The organism is Dethiosulfovibrio salsuginis (genome assembly GCF_900177735.1).
Taxonomy (GTDB): Bacteria; Synergistota; Synergistia; order Synergistales; family Dethiosulfovibrionaceae; genus Dethiosulfovibrio; species Dethiosulfovibrio salsuginis.
This window is the reverse complement of record NZ_FXBB01000024.1, coordinates 1-16032: the sequence shown is the minus strand read 5'-3', so window position 1 is coordinate 16032 and position 16032 is coordinate 1. Positions and strand designations below refer to the sequence as shown.

Sequence of the window (16032 nt, the reverse complement as noted above, 5' to 3'; positions counted from 1 at the left end):
TTGTTTCAGGGTGGTACAATACCGCAATGAGTATTCATATTTGTGACGCTATAGATGGATTTATTCATCGTATTCAAAGCTCTGGTGCTTCTATCCATACGGTCACAAATTACGGCGTGGATCTGGTACAGTTCTCCGACTACCTGGAGGGCCAGGAAAAGCCCTTCCTCGAGGATCTGGAGATAAACCTTATCAGGAGCTTCATAAGGACCCTCTCAGGATACGGATTTGCTCCGGCGTCGGTCAACAGAAAGCTCTCCGCCGTAAAAAGCCTGATGAAGCACCTCAAAAAAGAGGGCCTCATAGACAGAGACCCCTCGAGCAGGGTTCGGGGGCCCTCTATCTCCGAGAGACTTCCTAGAGCTATATCGGTGAAAGAGGTTTTTAAGGTCATAGACATGGCATACGACTCCGACCAGGGCCTTAGAAACGGCGCCCTGTTGGAGCTCATGTACGGAAGCGGACTTAGGGTAGCGGAGGTGGTCTCCCTCAAGTGGGAGGACCTAGAGCTCGAGGAGCGATGGCTCAAGGTTATGGGAAAAGGCTCCAAAGAGAGGGCGGTCCCATTCTGCTCTATGGCCCAAAAAGCGTTGATGGGCATAAAGGCCCAGTCCCCTAACGATTACTTTGTCTTTCCAGGCAAGCGGGGCGGCCACCTGACCGTCAGGACCGTCCACAGAATCGTTGTGGAAGCGGCTGCCAGAGCGGGTCTGAGCGACGTGTCTCCTCACTCTCTCAGGCACAGCTTCGCCACCCATCTCCTGGAGGGCGGAGCGTCCCTTCGGGTCGTTCAGGAGCTGCTTGGGCACGAGCACCTCACCACAACCCAGGTATATCTTCGGATAACCGCTCAGCACCTGAGGTCCAGCTATGAATCGGCCCATCCAAGGGCTGGAGGTTGATAAGATGTTTGAAGGAACAACGATACTCTGCGTCAGAAAAGGGAGCACCGTCGCCATGGCCGGAGACGGTCAGATGACCTTAGGAAACCAGATAATCAAATCCAATACCGTAAAGGTGAGGCGACTCCACGGTGGATCGGTGTTGGCCGGCTTCGCCGGATCCACCGCCGACGCCATGACCTTGCTTGAGCTCTTCGAGAAAAAACTCGACGAGCACAGCGGCAACCTCATGAGGGCGGCGGTAGAGCTGGGAAAGCAGTGGAGAACCGACAGAATGCTTCGCCGTCTGGAGGCCATGATGCTGGTGGCCGACAGACAGCATACGATCCTCCTCTCCGGTGCGGGAGACATAATAGAGCCCGAGCACGACGCTGCGGCCATCGGCTCCGGGGCGGCCTACGCCCTTGCGGCGGCCAGGGCATACCTCGAATGCAGCGACTGGACCGTCGACATCATAGCCAAAAAATCCCTGGGGATCGCCGCCAGTATCTGTATCTACACCGACGACGTTATATCCATGGAGGTGCTACGGTGATGCCTTTAAACGGAAACTCCCTGATCCCCTCGGCGATAGTCAAATACCTTGACCGCTACATAGTAGGTCAGGACAGAGCCAAAAGGGCGGTCGCTGTAGCCCTCAGAAACAGAATGAGACGGAGACTGCTGGAGCCCGAACTCGCAAGGGAGATATCCCCTAAAAACATCCTCATGGTAGGGCCTACTGGGGTAGGTAAAACCGAGATCGCCCGTCGCCTGGCGGAGCTAGTGAACGCCCCTTTCGTCAAGGTGGAGGCCACTAAGTTCACCGAGGTAGGCTACGTGGGCCGAGACGTCGAATCGATGATTCGAGACCTGGTTGAGATGTCCATTCAGATGGTCCGAAAGAAGATGCTCGAAGACGTTCAGGAGCCCGCCATGGAGAAGGCCAGAGAGAGGGTTATAGACTTTTTGGTCCCCTCCAGAAAGCCCCAAGGCGGCGGTATCCCGACCTTCATGAGCGTCATGAAAGGCCTTAGCGGTGACCAACAGGACGCCGAGCCCGAGACGCCGGAGGAAGACCGTATGAGGGAGTCCACCAGGTCCAAGCTCATGGACCTCCTGGCCCAGGGCAAGCTGGACGATCGGGAAGTGGAGATAGAGGTCCAGGAGAGCCACCAGCTCGGTATCCCTATGATGGGCGGAATGGGCATGGACGAAATGGGCATGAACATCGGCGAAATGCTGGGGGGCCTCATGCCTAAAAAGAAAAAACGGCGAACCATGAAGGTCAAAGACGCCCTCAGGGTCCTTCAGGGAGAGGAAGCGGAAAAACTCATAGACGGAGAGGCCGCCACCAGGCTTGGGCTCGAAAAAGCCCAGGAAGAGGGTATCGTCTTTATCGACGAGATAGACAAAATAGTCTCAAAAGGATCCTCAGGAGGCCACGACGTCAGCCGTGACGGAGTCCAGAGGGACCTCCTTCCGGTGGTAGAGGGTTGCACGGTACAGACCAAACACGGCCAGGTCTCCACGGACCACATACTCTTCATTGCGGCCGGAGCGTTCCATCAGACCAAGCCCTCGGACCTGGTCCCAGAGCTTCAGGGAAGGTTCCCCATAAGGGTCGAGCTCGAACCTCTGGACAAAGGCCAGCTCTCCAGGATACTAACCGAACCCCACCACAGCCTGCTCCAGCAGTACGAGGCTTTGCTGGGAACTGAAAAGGTAAAACTGGTGTTCACCGACGACGGAGTGGACGAAATAGCCTCTCTGGCGGAGAGAATGAACGCCGAAATGGAAAACATAGGGGCCAGGCGGCTCCATACCATGATAGAGCAGCTTCTGGAGGAAATAAGCTTTTCCGCTCCAGAGAGACAGGGAGAGACCCTCACTCTGGATCGATCGATGGTCCAGGATAAGCTCGGTCCTCTCGTAAAAGACAGCGACGTAAGAAGATACCTGCTTTAGTGAAAGCAAGGAAAATCAAGGAGGGTTTTACGTGGAAGATATAAAGACTAATGTAGTAAGCTGTGCGGACGAAATGCAGGATTTGCTTGAAAAGACCAGGCTAGTAGGCAGGGCTCTTCAGAGCAGGAGAGAGGGAACCAAGCCGGACTACAGCAAGCTGGCGAAGCTCCTAGGGGAGTTCTCCACCGCTAACGTCTACATATTGAGCAGAGAGGGCCAGATAATGGGTTACTCCTGGGTCAGCCAGTATCACTCCGAGGCCATAGCGGCTTTCCTGGAGAAAGGCTACATGCCTGAGAGCTTCATGGAGAGGCTCAACCAGCAGAGAGAGACCCTCATGAGCAAGCCTGACGCCTATATTTTCGACGATCCTAAGGATAAAGAGGAAGGCCCTGAGAAAGACGCCCTTTTCGTGCCTATCTACGGAGCCGCCGAGCGTCTTGGAACCCTCATGCTCGTCCGCTTTGGCGACACCTTCCACACCAAGGACTTCGTAATGGCCGAATACCTGGCAACCCTGGTTGGAATAGAGATACTTCACGACAGGACCAAAGTCATAGAGGAGAGAGCCAGGGAGAGACTGGTCGTCCAGATGGCCATGAGAGCCCTTTCCTACTCGGAAGTCGAATCCATCAAGCACATCATCCGTGAACTTGGATCCTACGAGGGCGTCGTCATCGCCAGCAAAGTCGCCGACAGGGTAGGAGTAACCAGAAGCGTGATCGTAAATGCCCTTCGCAAACTGGAAAGTGCGGGTATAATAGAGAGCAGGAGCCTGGGAATGAAAGGTACCTTTATAAAGGTTCTCAGTCCCCTGTTTATAGAGGAGCTTGGGCTGGAGTTCTCCCAGGAGGAGGAAGAGTAACTCTCTCTTAGCCAGAAGCTCTCTGACCGGAGGTGGTTTTTTTGTTCGATAAAACATGGAAAATCATGGAAAAAGACCTTCAGGGCCTGTCCCACAGGTTCAGGGCTGTCGGTCAGAACCTGGCTAACGTCAACACCCCTGGCTACGCCAGACGGGAGGTCTCCTTCGAGGACCAGTTAAACGACGTCATAAACGGCCCTGACCGGTTGCCTATGGCGTCAACGGACCCTAAGCATATGTCCACTCACGCCAAAAGCACCGAGGACGTGGTTCCCAGAGAGGATCGAATAATCGATCAGCTCTATAGGCTGGACAGAAACAACGTCGACCCGGAGATAGAGATGGCAAAAATGACCGAGGCCAGGTTGGGATACACCGGCATGACCAGATTTCTCACCAAAAAAGTCTCGATCTATAAAACCGCCATAGGAGGACGATGATGAAAGTCTTTAGCACCATAGACGTAGCGGGAACATCGCTGACCGCCCACAGGCTCTGGATGGACACCATCTCCCAGAACTTGGCCAACGTCAACACCACCAGAACCCCTGAAGGGGGCCCTTACCTCAGGCGGGTTCCGGTTTTTCAGCAGATACTGGACGAAATAGGCAGCGACGGCAAGGTCAAAGGAGGGGTCAAAGTAGCGGAGATCGCTAAAGACGAATCCTCCGCCCCTAGGCTGGTCTATCAGCCCGATCATCCCGACTCTAACGACGAGGGCTATGTGTCTATGCCTAACGTCAGCGTAGTCAGGGAAATGGCGGACATGATGGTAGCTAGCCGAGCCTACGAGGCCAACTTAGCTGTGACCGACTCGGCTAAAAACATGTGGAACAACGCCCTCGATATACTGAAAGGGTGATCCATCGGTCTTACGGAGAGCCCTAAAATCCAGGGCTCTCTTTTTGTCCCCCCTGTGGCCTTGATGGCAATGCTTTGGTCTTGTAAAATTGTCCTTCCAAGGCTTCAAAGTCCTAAGGGAAAGCTATATACTCGCTTTTACCCTAGGTATTCTAATTTATTTTCCGTGTTGACGTATCTCTGTCCTGGCTACATGATTTGTATGGAGTTCTTAGCTTTTTAGTGCCATCGGTTTTGCTTTAGAGCACCTCTAAAAACTCTAATCCTCGGAGAGATCGTTTCGACGGAGCCCATTTGAGCCCGTATACTCGACCTGCCGTCGTGTAGTCGAATGGGGCGACAGGACGTCGCCCCAAGCCGAGGGGGCACAGGACGTGCCCTCCGAGGCGGTTCGTACGGAACAGGCAGGTCGAGTATACGCCTGGGCGAAACAGGGCGCAGGCGGGACGGTCTCTTCGAGGGGACTCGAAGGGTAGTTTTTAGAGGTTCCCTTTAGCTATGCAGGAACCGGAGCTGCTTTACTCGGAAAAACGACGGAACTGGAGAGTGATGAGCGTGGCTGTAAAATCCCCCCCCGCCCTGGCTTTATCCTTGCTTCTGGTGCTGATCTTTGCCCCCTCGGGGCTAGCTCAGAGCCATGTGGAGAAAGCTAAGGTACTGGACGAGTACATAAGAAACCAGTACAGATCGTCCTACACGGTAGCGAAAAGGGCTGAGCCAAAGCCCGACGAAAGGCTAAAGGCCATAGCTAAAGGATTCCAGCGATATAACAAAGAGGTGTCTACCTCAGCGGGAATCCAGTACGCCGGTTACATAATGGAGGCCTGTGCCCAGTTCGGAATAAACGATCCGGCCCTTATAGCCGCTATGATCGTAAAAGAGTCCACCGTAAGGCCTAACGCCCGGTCCAGATACGCCCACGGCCTTATGCAGATAAACTGGAATGTACATAAAAAATCCATAGCAGCAAAATTCCCCTGGATAAAGACCTTAAACGACCTGATGGTCCCGAGAAACAACATACTAGTTGGAACCTGGATACTGTCAAGATACCTAAACGACAGCGGTGGAAACATGGACAAAGCTCTCCACCGATATCTAGGCACCTCGGGAACCCGCTACGTAAGGAAGATCATGGGATACAAGAGCACCTTCAAAAAAGAGTTGCAGAGAATTTAAAAAACGAAAACAGGAGGAGGAATAGCCACGATGAGTGTCGTGAAAGAAACCTACAGCTTTGAGACCGAGGCAAAACAGATCCTGGACATGATGATCTACTCGGTTTACTCAAACAAAGACGTTTTTCTCCGGGAGCTCATCTCTAACGCATCGGACGCTCTGGATAAGCTCCACCTTCAGTCTCTCACCGACCCCGACCTCGCTGAGGTGGCGGGGGATCCTTTCATCCGTATAGTCAGGGATCAGCAGGACCGAAACCTCTCGATCTCCGACAACGGAATAGGTATGACCAAAGATGAGATAATCGCCTACATAGGCACTATAGCCAAATCGGGAACCAGAGAGTTCCTCGAAAGGCTGAAAGAGCGTAGAGAGGGAGATCCTGCGGAGATGCTCATAGGCCAGTTCGGCGTCGGATTCTACTCCGCCTTTATGGTGGCCGACAGGGTCACTCTTCTCACCAGGAAAGCGGGAGAGGAAAAAGGCTGGAGATGGGAGTCCTCAGGGGATGGAACCTACACCCTTGAGGAGGCCGACAGGCCCACCTGCGGGACCACGGTTACCTTAAAGCTAAAAGAGGCGGACCCGGAAAACGGCCTGAAGGACTACACCTCCCAGTGGGTGATCCAGGACATAGTTCGGTCTTACTCCGACTTCGTCTCCTACCCCATAAAAATGCAGGTGGAAAAACCTAAGGCAGAGGAGAGCGGGACCGTCCTTGAGGACCAGACCCTTAACTCCATGAAAGCCCTCTGGATGAAGCCCGAGGATCAGGTATCGGAGGAAGAATATCGCCAGTTCTATCGCCATGTGGCCCACGACTGGAAAGACCCTCTCGAGAGGATAGTGTTCACCACCGAGGGAATGTCCCAGATGCACGGCCTCCTGTTTATACCCTCTCAGGCTCCTTACGACCTTTTCATGAGGGACGGCACCTCCGGCGTAAACCTCTACGTCAAAAGGATCCTGATAATGGAGGACTGTAAGGACATCGTTCCCAGCTACCTCCGATTCATCAGAGGGGTGGTCGACTCGGAGGATCTCTCTCTTAACGTCTCAAGGGAGATACTCCAGCAGGACAGACAGGTAAGGGCCATAAAAAAGGGAGTGACCAGAAAGGTCCTTCAGTCCCTCAAAAAGATCCTCTCCGACGACAGAGACAGGTATCTGACCTTCTGGCGAGAGTTCGGCACGGTCCTAAAGGAAGGGCTCGCCCAGGACGACGGAAACGGAGATGCGATAAAAAAACTCTGCCTCTTCTCATCAACCGCAGGGCAGGATCTGACCACCTTGGAAGAATATATCTCCAGAATGAAGGCCGATCAGGAGGACATCCACTACATCACCGGACCGTCGGTGGAAATTCTCAGGAACTCCCCCCACCTAGAGGCACTTCTTGAGGCCGGTGAGGAGGTTCTACTCCTGGCGGACCCGGTGGATGAAATATGGGTCCAAGGGGCTCGTTTCGGCGAAAAATCCTTCAAATCGGCCTCTCAGGGAGCATCGGAGCCCAAGGAAGAGCCTGAAGAGGACGGGACCTCCCTGCTGAGCTTCATAAAAGAGACCCTGAAGGACACCGTTAAAGACGTGAAAATATCCTCCAGGCTCAAATCCTCTCCTGCCTGTATCGTAGGCGATGAGGACGACATGACCCCTCAGATGGAGAGGATAATGAAAGCCATGGGCAAAGACGTCCCGGAGGTCAAGAGAATCCTGGAGATAAACCTATCTCACCAGGTCCTCAAGAAAATGACCTCCCTGATGGAGGAAGATAAAGGGAGCCTGATCCCCTTCTGTCACGTCCTGTACGGACAGGCACTTCTGGCGGAAGGTGGAGCCCTAAAGGATCCAGCGGCCTTCAGTCGCCACCTCAGCTCGGTAATGGAAAAAGCTCTGTGCTGATATAGCGGCATTGTTTGCTCTTACCGCCGCACATATGGTATCTTGTAGGTAGGAGAATGGAGCGCCGAAAGGCGGAGGACGGTAAGTCTATGACGAATAGCTGAGGAGGAAAAAGGATGGAAAAACTGGTCAATGACGTCTACCTTTCGGGGGTTCTTCACTTTATCAAAGGGGATTCCTGCGGGGAGAACCGTTTAGGCAAGTACACCGAGTTCTCCCTTAAGAGAGAGTATCGGGACATGGATGGCAGCAACAGAGTAGATTTCCTTCGGATGAGGGCCTTTGATCCTGAGGTCATCCAATGGCTGGAGAAGCAGGAGGAGAACACCCCCATATGGGTAGCCGGTGAACTGAGGTCCTCCTTGGGCAGCGGACGGACCTACGTCATGGTTAAAAAAGTTCAGATCCTGAATCAGCTCTAAAACCCATAGCAAAAGACGGAATAGCCGCCCTAAGAGGTGGCTATTTTCGCTTTTGAGTCCAAAGGATCAGTATCTATATAATCTCCCTAGGACCAATATACCTACCGTTTATCGGTGACATGATACAATAAAACCCGGTAATATCTTTCTCTCAGACAGATCAAGGATCGGAGGAGTTTTAAATTGGATGGCGTTAGATTAGATCTTGCTAAGGTCGGTGCTCAGGGGTTTGACCTGGGGCGAGAGGTTAGGCATAAAACCGCCCCGGTAAAGCCCTTTGAGGATGTCCTCAAAGAAGCGGTTATCGGGGTAAACGACATGCAGATAGAGGCGGACGTTATGGTTCAGAGACTGGCTCTAGGAGACGTAGACGACGTATCGGAAGTCGTCGGATCGGTGCAGAAGGCTGAGCTGGCCTTCCGGCTTATGGTCCAGGTCCGAGACAAGCTGGTAGACGCCTATCAGCAACTTGGCCGGATGCCCGTTTAGTTTTCCCCTATGGACCGTTTTTCCGACGCAAAAGAAAAGTTAGCCCTGTTTTGGTCGTCCCTCCTGAAGTGGCAGAAGCTCACTCTGGTGGGGGTCACCGGTGCTGTCTTTTTGGGATTGGTGGCGGTAGTGGCCCTATCGGGCAGTGAAAGCTGGGAGCCCCTTTTCTCCGGCCTGGAGATAAGGGACGAAGCCTCCATAGCCGCCTACCTCAAGGAAAACAAAATACCCTACAAGCTGGACCCAGCGGCAAACGCCATACTCTTGCCTAAGGACAGAGTTTACGAGGTGAGGCTTGAACTGGCCAGAGAAGGCCTCCCTAAAGGAGGGGTAAAGGGCTACGAGCTCTTCGACGACTCCAAAATGGGCATGAGCGAATTTCAGCAGAAAATCGCCTACGTCCGGGCCCTGGAGGGAGAGCTTGCCAGGACGGTGACCCAGATAGACGCGGTGGACTACGCCAGGGTCAACATAGTCCTCCCTCAGCCTCAGCTCTTTCTGGAGCAGCAACAGCCCGCTACCGCCTCGGTGCTTATCAGGCTCAAAAAAGGCACCTCCATAAACCCGGAGCATATAAAGGCCATAGTACACCTAGTCAGCCACAGCGTAGAGGGTCTCGTCCCCGACGACGTGTCGGTGGTGGACACCGATGGAAACGTCCTCTCCGACATGTTAGAGGACGATATGTTCATATACACCGACGGAACCACCAGAACCGTCTCCTCGGTACAAAGAGAGCTGGAGAGACAGCACGAAAGGGAGATGGAGCGGAAAGTCCGAGCCATGCTGGAGCGGGTCTTCGGTCCAGGAAGCGTCGTCGTCAGGATAAAAGTGGACCTCGATCTGGACAAAAAGAGAAACGCCTCCAAACAGTTCATCCCCGGCCCAACGGGCAAAGGGGTGATCAGAAGCCAGCAGAACATGGAGGAAAGCTACGTAGGCACCGGAGGCCCTGCGGGAGGAGCTCCAGGCACCACCACCAACATCCCGGGCTACGCTATCGCCACCAACGGATCTGGCTCAGGTGAGTACAACAAAGCGGAGACCACCACAAACTACGAGATAACCACCCACGAATCGGAAAGCGTAGAGACACCTGGGTCGGTCAGACGGCTCACCGCATCGGTACTGGTGGACGGAGATCTCACCGCAGAACAGCTTGAGGACATAAGGGCTCTGGTCGCTCCGGCGGTAGGCTTCAGCGCCGAAAGAGGAGACCAGATAGCCATCCAGTCAATGAAGTTCTCCACCACCCTGGCGGACCGCATGGCGGAACAGCTGGCGGCGGAGCAGCGTCAGAGGATGATAGTCATACTGGCGGTCCTCATAATACTCCTGGTCCTTTTAGGCATCGGCTCCTATCTGTGGTACCAAAAGCGTCGAAAACAGCGTCTCCTGGACGCCGCCAGAAAGACCGACGACGCAGGCAAAGTCCCCAGCCTTCAGGACCTTCTCACGTCCCCTGGAATGCTTGAAGGACAGGGGGAGATGGCGGTGCTGGAGGAGCAGATCAGGAACTACGCTCTCAACAACCCGGAGGAATTTGCCGCCTTCGTTCGGGAGTGGATAGTGGAAGACTAGCCTAGGAGGGATTCACTTGGCCAAAGACACGTCGTCTAGAGTGCAGATGAAGGGAAAACAAAAAGGAGCCATCCTCATGGTCACCCTGGGAAACGAGGTGGCGTCTCAGTCCTATAAGCATCTCGACGAGACCAGCATAGAGATACTGACCCTGGAGATAGCCAACCTCCGAAAGGTATCGTCGGACCAGAGAATGGCGGTCTTAAAAGAGGCCCAGGAGCTCATCCTCGCCAGGGAATACATGGCCCAGGGAGGGGTGGACTACGCCAGAGAGGTTCTGGAGAAGGCCTTAGGGCCGGAGAGGGCCCAGAGCCTTCTGTCCCGGATAACCGCCAGCCTCCAGGTTCGCCCTTTCGACTTCATGAAGCACAGCGATCCTCAGCAGCTCATAAGCTTTATCCAGGGAGAACATCCTCAGACCATCGCACTGATACTCTCTTACCTTACCCCTGAACAGGCTTCGGCGGTAATAGGTCGTCTCTCCGCCACCATGCAGGCGGAGGTCACAAAGCGTATAGCCAAGATGGACCGTATAACCCCGGAGGTGCTCAGAGAGGTCGAAAGAGTTCTGGAGAGAAAGTTCAGCACCGTCATAGGCCAGGACTTCACCATGGCCGGCGGAATCGACTCGGTGGTGGAGATCATCAACCGGGTGGACCGAGGCACCGAGAGAAACATCATGGAAAACCTCGAGGAAAACGACCCCGAGCTGGCGGAGGAGATCAAGCGGAGACTGTTCGTCTTCGAGGACATCTCCGGCCTGGACGACCGCTCCATCCAGAGGGTGCTTCGAGAGGTGGAGATGAAAGACCTTGGGCTGGCCCTCAAAGGGGCCACCGAGGACCTCAAGACCAAATTCACCAAAAACATGTCCCAGAGGGCGGCGGATATGCTCACCGAAGACATGCAGTACATGGGGCCCGTTCGAGTGCGGGACGTAGAGGAAGCTCAGCAGAAGATCGTCAACGTCGTCCGTGCCCTGGAGGACGCCGGAGAGATCGTTATAGCCCGAGGCGGAGAGGAAGAGCTGATTGTCTGATCTTGGACGCCAACGGCTCATAAGGGCGGCGAGGGTGCTGACCGACGCCGTCCGTATAGGAGCCCCACCGGAGCCCTCGCCGGAGGAACTTCTCCCGGAAGACGAGCTCCAGGAGCCCTCTCAGGAGGACCTTCTCCGACAGGAGTTAGACCGATGGAAGAGCTCCTGTGCTCAGCTGGAAAAGCAGCTTAAAGACTCCCAGTCTCGAATAGGGAACATCGAAGCTCGAATGGAAGCGGACAGGGATAGCCAGAAAAAGCAGATGGAAGCCTTTTTGGAGCAATCGGAAAAAGACAGACAGGCGGCGGTCGAACAAGGCCACGCCGAGGGCTTCGCCGCCGGAAAAGAAGAGGGCTTCACGCTGGGAAGGTCGGAACTGGAGGCGGAGATCAGGGCGGAACTGGAGAAAGAGCTCTCCGGCTCGGTGGAGATCTTAAACACCGTCCACGACCAGATCCAGAAGGACCTGGAGCAGCTCCTGGCGGCCAACCCCTACAGGCTCATAAGGCTTTGGCAGAAAGTGCTCTCCCGTCTTCTGGTCAGAGAGGTCGCCTTCGATCAGGAGGCGGCCCTCAGGCTGTTTAAAAACCTCCTCTCCAGGGCCAGCGAAAAAGAGGACATAAGGGTCTACCTCAACCCCGAGGACCTAGACGCCATAGAGGCCCAGAGGGGCAACTTCGGGGAGCTTGTCAGAGGGGTCAGAAACATAGAGTTCATGGCCGACGACGAAGTGGACAAAGGAAGCTGCATCGTGGAGACAGGCCTCGGTATATACGACGCCCGCTGGCGAACCCAGCTGGAGCAGATAAGCACCGAGGTAGAGGCGGTCCTTACGGAGGGAAAAAACCGTGAATGAAGCCACCGATTTCAGGTCCCTCTGGGACTCTCTGGACTCTCGAATATCTCAGGTAGACTTCGTCAGGATAAACGGACGGGTCTCCAAAGTCGTAGGTCTGGTCATAGAGTCAAAAGGGCCAGACGTCCGGGTCGGAGACCTGTGTGACATAAGGTTCCGAAAGGGCAAGCACAACCTGGAGGCGGAGGTGGTCGGCTTCAGGGACGACCGAGTCCTCCTGATGCCTCTAGGGGAGCTCAGAGACATAGGTCCAGGCTGTGAGGTGGTCTCTATGGGCCGTCCTCTGGGGGTAAACGTCGGTCCTGGCCTCTTAGGCCGCATCCTGGACGGACTGGGCCGCCCTATGGACGACAAAGGCCCGGTGGGATCCAGCGAATTCTACCCCCTCTACGCCGCCCCTCCCCACCCCCTCAAAAGACAGAACATCACCGAGCCTCTGCCTGTGGGGGTCAAAGCGGTTGACGGAGTTCTCACATTAGGAAGAGGGCAGAGAATAGGAATTTTCGCCGGATCTGGAGTTGGAAAAAGCACCTTGCTCGGCATGATGGCCCGAAATACCGAGGCGGAGATAAACGTCATAGGGCTGGTAGGCGAAAGAGGCCGAGAGGTTCGGGAGTTCATCGAGAGGGATTTAGGCCCGGAGGGCTTAAAGAGATCGGTAGTAATTATAGCCACCTCAGATCAGCCTCCTCTGGTAAGGTTAAAAGCGGCCTTCACCGCCACAGCGGTGGCGGAATACTTCAGAGACCAGGGCAAAGACGTCCTCCTGATGATGGACTCGGTAACTCGAGTGGCCTACGCCCAGAGGGAAGTGGGCCTAGCGGTAGGGGAGCCTCCTGCCACCAGAGGCTACACCCCCTCGGTCTTCGCCATACTGCCAAGGCTGCTGGAGAGGGCGGGGGCGGGCTACAGAGGCAGCATCACCGGCATATACACCGTTTTAGTCGAAGGGGACGACATGAACGAGCCTGTCGCCGACACCGTCAGAGGAATTCTCGACGGCCACGTAGTGCTATCCCGAAAGATAGCCGCTCGAAACTTCTACCCCTGCATAGACATACTCAACAGCGTCAGCAGGGTAATGCCCTCTATAGTTGAAAAGAGTCACCTCGAAGGGGCCGGAAGGCTCAGAGAGGTGCTGGCCCGTTACGCCGAGACCGAGGACCTTCTCACCATCGGGGCCTACCACAAAGGCTCCAACCCAAAAGCGGACTGGGCCCTGGATAACCTCCCTCAGGTGGAGGATTTTCTAAGGCAGGGGATGAACGAAAGTGCCTCTTTCGACGAATCCTCTAAGGTGCTTTCGGCCATAGCACCGACGAAAAAGGCCTAGACAATGAGGGAGAGGATAGGCCGGTTCAGGCGGATCCTCAAGGCCCGAGAAATGGCCAGAGATCTGATTCAAAAGCAGATGGCCGACCTAAGGGCCCAGGAAAACGCCCTCATAGATAAACTCAAAAAACTGAGAGACGAAAAACAGCTCTACATGGACCGATTCTCCCAGGTCGCCCAGGGACAGGTCACCATAGACGAACTCCGCATCAGCAGCGAAGACATATCCCGAACGGAAGACCACATAAAAGAGGGCATCGTGGAGATCTTTCACCTGAGAAAAAGGATAGATCAGGTCGAGGCCATCTTGGTGGAAAGACACAAAGACGTCCGCAAAGTGGAAATGTACCTGGAGCAGATGATACTCCAGTGGGAAAAGGAAATGAATCGACGGGATCAGATCGTGGTGGACGACATGGCGGGAATCCTCCACGACCGTAAAAACAGAGAAGGAGGGAACCTCCAGTGACAAGGATGACCGGACCGGATTTCAGCGGAATGAGACAGGCTATGGACCGAATCACCTCCATCCATCGCCGGATATACGGCACCCCCTCTGTCCCAAAAGAGACCTTTGAAGAGGAACTAGCGAAAGCCGCTAAAACCAAGGAGACCTCAGCTACCTCTGTGATAAAGCCGGAGGTCCCTATCTCCGGCAAAGCCAGTGTCTTAAGAAGCAGGCTATCGCCGGGAGATAACGACCTAAACTCGGCCATAGAGGAGATATCCTCCAGGTATGGAGTGGACGAAAAACTGGTCCGTTCGGTCATATCGGTTGAATCCGCCTGGAGGCCCGACGCAGTCTCTCCAAAAGGCGCTATGGGACTTATGCAGCTCATGCCCGGGACCGCGAGGATGCTCGCAGTTGATCCTAAAGACCCAGTGCAGAACGTCGAAGGTGGCGTCAAGTACCTAGCCCAACTGTCCGAGAAATATTCAGGAGACCTGGAGAAAACCCTGGCCGCCTACAACGCAGGTCCAGGTCGGGTCGACAAATACGGAGGCATACCTCCCTTCAAAGAGACAGAGGCCTACGTGAAAAAAGTTTTGAAACTGTATAACGGATAGGAGGGGACCTGGTGGCGGAGGAACGAAATAAAGAGACGACAACACCGGCGGAGGATAAAGCTGCCATAAAAAAAGAAAAGGAAAAAAGCAAAAAGAGTCGAAAACGGCTTTTTCTGCTATTCCTCCTGATGGCCTTTCCTGCGTCTCTGGCGGGACTCCACCTCAGCGGAATCTGGGACGCCAGACCTATGGTGTTCTCCATGGCCCCTAAACTCCCCTACGTAGGCGAAAAACTCGTAGAGCTTCTGGACATACCTCCGGTCTACACCATGACGGTAGAGGAGCGGAGAATCTTCGAGCTTCGCCAGTGGGAGGATCTCCTCGCCCAGCGGGAAGTGGATCTCAACGAGCTCAGCTCAAAGCTAGGGGTGCTCTCCTCGGACCTGATGGAAAGAGGGTCTGCTATAGCTAAAGCGGAGGAAGAGCTGGCCGCCAAAGAGGCGGAGGTCCCGGGCGAAGAGCTCTCTCAGAGCGAACAGGAGATCTTCGATCGAGTGGTGCGGACCTATCAGGAAATATCCGCCAGGCGGGCGGCGAAGATAGTGGAAAACCTCAATCCTGAACTGGCGGTAAGGATGCTCAGATCCCTTCCGGAAGACGAGGCAGCGGGAATCCTAGGACGCATGGACGCGACCAAGGCAGCGTGGCTGACGGAACAGCTGGCAAAATAGAGAACGGTAGGTGGTTCAGCCATGCTCATCGGAGCGGACAGGCTTTTTGCTTTACCTAATGCAGACGAAACCGAAAGGATCGTGCCCTCATCGCCGAAAGCAAAAGGTGAGGGCCATGGTCGTTTCGAGAGCCTTCTTTACAACACCTCTGCCCAACAGGCGGAAGTCCCAGAGGAAGCTCAAAAAACTCGACCTGAAGAGGGGCCGGAGACGGTGGCGTCCCTGCTTTCAGACCTTCTCTCCACGGCCTCGAAAGGCGGACGTCTTAAAATGCCCTCCTTTGCCACTCCATTAGAGGACGGCGATAGAACTATGGTCGCCTCAAAGGTGGAAGGAACCGCTGAAGGCGATAGCGACGCCTCTTTAGCCGACGGCAACGCTGAGATAAACGTAGAGGACATATCCAGCTCCCAGATCGACGACCTGCTGAGCTCCCTGCTAGGGCCGGTAATCCATAAAGCGGTAGCCACAGAGCAACAGGTCCCAGGGCAGGCAGAGATGGAGACGATAGAAACGGCGGTTAAAGCCGAGTCCACGGCATCGGAGCAAACGATAAAAACGGAGACCGCAGGATCAGGCCCAGCGGTTCAGAAGGATCAGCCCTTGGTCTCCGAGATAACCGCTGAGACCGATCCTTTAGAACCGGATCGGGTGGTTCCAAGGGCCTACCCCTCGACGGAACCCCAAGGGGTACCGACAAAGCCCAAGTCGGCAGAGACGGGCTCTCCGGTAAAGGCCCCCGTCCAAAGCGGCGAGGTAGCACCTTCGGCAAAGCCGGAGGCCGCTCAGCCAGCTCCGGTTGCGGCAGAGCCACAGTCACAGGTCCCAGGGCAGGCGGAAATGGAAACGGCGGTTAAGGCCGAGTCCACGGCATCCGAACCGACTATAAAAGCGGAGACTGTGGAATCAGGTCCAGCG

At 54.9% G+C, this 16032-nt stretch carries 18 protein-coding genes; all 18 read left to right on the top strand.

The features are described from left to right. Positions 1-26 precede the first annotated feature (26 nt). Complete coding sequence (locus tag B9Y55_RS09060; RefSeq protein WP_085545036.1) at positions 27-902, top strand: tyrosine recombinase XerC; 876 nt, start codon at positions 27-29, stop codon at positions 900-902. A 4-nt stretch (positions 903-906) separates the two neighbouring features. Continuing rightward, a complete protein-coding gene (gene hslV / locus B9Y55_RS09055) occupies positions 907-1437 on the top strand; it encodes an ATP-dependent protease subunit HslV (RefSeq protein ID WP_085545035.1) in 531 nt (176 codons plus the stop codon). Continuing rightward, entirely contained in the window at positions 1437-2849 is a 1413-nt protein-coding gene (gene hslU, locus B9Y55_RS09050) for an ATP-dependent protease ATPase subunit HslU (RefSeq protein WP_085545034.1), read from the top strand. The genes hslV and hslU overlap by 1 nt, the downstream gene beginning before the upstream one ends. A 73-nt stretch (positions 2850-2922) precedes the next feature. Beyond that, positions 2923-3714 (top strand): GTP-sensing pleiotropic transcriptional regulator CodY, encoded by a 792-nt coding sequence (gene codY, locus B9Y55_RS09045; RefSeq protein WP_085545064.1) that lies wholly within the window; start codon positions 2923-2925, stop codon positions 3712-3714. A gap of 41 nt (positions 3715-3755) precedes the next feature. Beyond that, positions 3756-4154, top strand: a complete 399-nt coding sequence (flgB, locus tag B9Y55_RS09040; protein ID WP_085545033.1) for a flagellar basal body rod protein FlgB — start codon at positions 3756-3758, stop codon at positions 4152-4154. Further along, a complete protein-coding gene (flgC, locus tag B9Y55_RS09035) occupies positions 4154-4576 on the top strand; it encodes a flagellar basal body rod protein FlgC (protein WP_085545032.1) in 423 nt (140 codons plus the stop codon). The genes flgB and flgC overlap by 1 nt, the downstream gene beginning before the upstream one ends. A gap of 554 nt (positions 4577-5130) precedes the next feature. Then, on the top strand, positions 5131-5754 hold the full coding sequence (locus tag B9Y55_RS09030) for a transglycosylase SLT domain-containing protein (protein ID WP_159448298.1): 624 nt from the start codon (positions 5131-5133) through the stop codon (positions 5752-5754). 30 nt (positions 5755-5784) lie between these two features. Further along, positions 5785-7656 carry a molecular chaperone HtpG gene (gene htpG / locus B9Y55_RS09025; protein ID WP_085545030.1) on the top strand — a complete coding sequence of 624 codons (1872 nt, stop codon included), beginning with the start codon at positions 5785-5787 and terminating at the stop codon, positions 7654-7656. Positions 7657-7772: 116 nt separating this feature from the next. Next, positions 7773-8078 (top strand): hypothetical protein, encoded by a 306-nt coding sequence (locus B9Y55_RS09020; protein ID WP_085545029.1) that lies wholly within the window; start codon positions 7773-7775, stop codon positions 8076-8078. 183 nt (positions 8079-8261) lie between these two features. Next, positions 8262-8567, top strand: a complete 306-nt coding sequence (fliE, locus tag B9Y55_RS09015) for a flagellar hook-basal body complex protein FliE (protein ID WP_085545028.1) — start codon at positions 8262-8264, stop codon at positions 8565-8567. Positions 8568-8576: 9 nt separating this feature from the next. Beyond that, positions 8577-10148 (top strand): flagellar basal-body MS-ring/collar protein FliF, encoded by a 1572-nt coding sequence (gene fliF, locus B9Y55_RS09010; protein WP_085545027.1) that lies wholly within the window; start codon positions 8577-8579, stop codon positions 10146-10148. A gap of 46 nt (positions 10149-10194) precedes the next feature. Next, the gene (gene fliG, locus B9Y55_RS09005; RefSeq protein ID WP_085545063.1) at positions 10195-11187 is read left to right on the top strand and encodes a flagellar motor switch protein FliG; all 993 of its coding nucleotides are present in this window, start codon (positions 10195-10197) and stop codon (positions 11185-11187) included. After that, entirely contained in the window at positions 11180-12043 is an 864-nt protein-coding gene (locus tag B9Y55_RS09000) for a FliH/SctL family protein (protein WP_085545026.1), read from the top strand. The genes fliG and B9Y55_RS09000 overlap by 8 nt, the downstream gene beginning before the upstream one ends. Further along, positions 12036-13376 carry a flagellar protein export ATPase FliI gene (gene fliI / locus B9Y55_RS08995; RefSeq protein WP_085545025.1) on the top strand — a complete coding sequence of 447 codons (1341 nt, stop codon included), beginning with the start codon at positions 12036-12038 and terminating at the stop codon, positions 13374-13376. Before B9Y55_RS09000 ends, fliI begins: the two co-directional genes overlap by 8 nt. Before the next feature lie 3 nt (positions 13377-13379). Further along, complete coding sequence (locus B9Y55_RS08990; protein WP_085545024.1) at positions 13380-13844, top strand: flagellar export protein FliJ; 465 nt, start codon at positions 13380-13382, stop codon at positions 13842-13844. Between the two features lie 5 nt (positions 13845-13849). Next, a complete protein-coding gene (locus B9Y55_RS13620) occupies positions 13850-14443 on the top strand; it encodes a lytic transglycosylase domain-containing protein (protein ID WP_159448302.1) in 594 nt (197 codons plus the stop codon). An 11-nt stretch (positions 14444-14454) separates the two neighbouring features. Continuing rightward, positions 14455-15114 (top strand): MotE family protein, encoded by a 660-nt coding sequence (locus B9Y55_RS08980; protein WP_085545023.1) that lies wholly within the window; start codon positions 14455-14457, stop codon positions 15112-15114. Positions 15115-15135: 21 nt separating this feature from the next. Further along, on the top strand, positions 15136-16032 hold an 897-nt coding region (locus B9Y55_RS08975; RefSeq protein ID WP_200806656.1), incomplete at its 3' end, for a hypothetical protein.

Bases quoted from the DNA above. Each gene is read 5' to 3' on its own strand.
- fliF (WP_085545027.1), top strand. From the start codon at position 8,577: ATGGACCGTTTTTCCGACGCAAAAGAAAAGTTAGCCCTGTTTTGGTCG.
- B9Y55_RS09020 (WP_085545029.1), top strand. From the start codon at position 7,773: ATGGAAAAACTGGTCAATGACGTCTACCTTTCGGGGGTTCTTCACTTT.
- fliG (WP_085545063.1), top strand. From the start codon at position 10,195: ATGAAGGGAAAACAAAAAGGAGCCATCCTCATGGTCACCCTGGGAAAC.
- B9Y55_RS13620 (WP_159448302.1), top strand. From the start codon at position 13,850: ATGACCGGACCGGATTTCAGCGGAATGAGACAGGCTATGGACCGAATC.
- flgC (WP_085545032.1), top strand. From the start codon at position 4,154: ATGAAAGTCTTTAGCACCATAGACGTAGCGGGAACATCGCTGACCGCC.
- B9Y55_RS08990 (WP_085545024.1), top strand. From the start codon at position 13,380: ATGAGGGAGAGGATAGGCCGGTTCAGGCGGATCCTCAAGGCCCGAGAA.
- htpG (WP_085545030.1), top strand. From the start codon at position 5,785: ATGAGTGTCGTGAAAGAAACCTACAGCTTTGAGACCGAGGCAAAACAG.
- hslV (WP_085545035.1), top strand. From the start codon at position 907: ATGTTTGAAGGAACAACGATACTCTGCGTCAGAAAAGGGAGCACCGTC.
- codY (WP_085545064.1), top strand. From the start codon at position 2,923: ATGCAGGATTTGCTTGAAAAGACCAGGCTAGTAGGCAGGGCTCTTCAG.
- B9Y55_RS09060 (WP_085545036.1), top strand. From the start codon at position 27: ATGAGTATTCATATTTGTGACGCTATAGATGGATTTATTCATCGTATT.
- hslU (WP_085545034.1), top strand. From the start codon at position 1,437: ATGCCTTTAAACGGAAACTCCCTGATCCCCTCGGCGATAGTCAAATAC.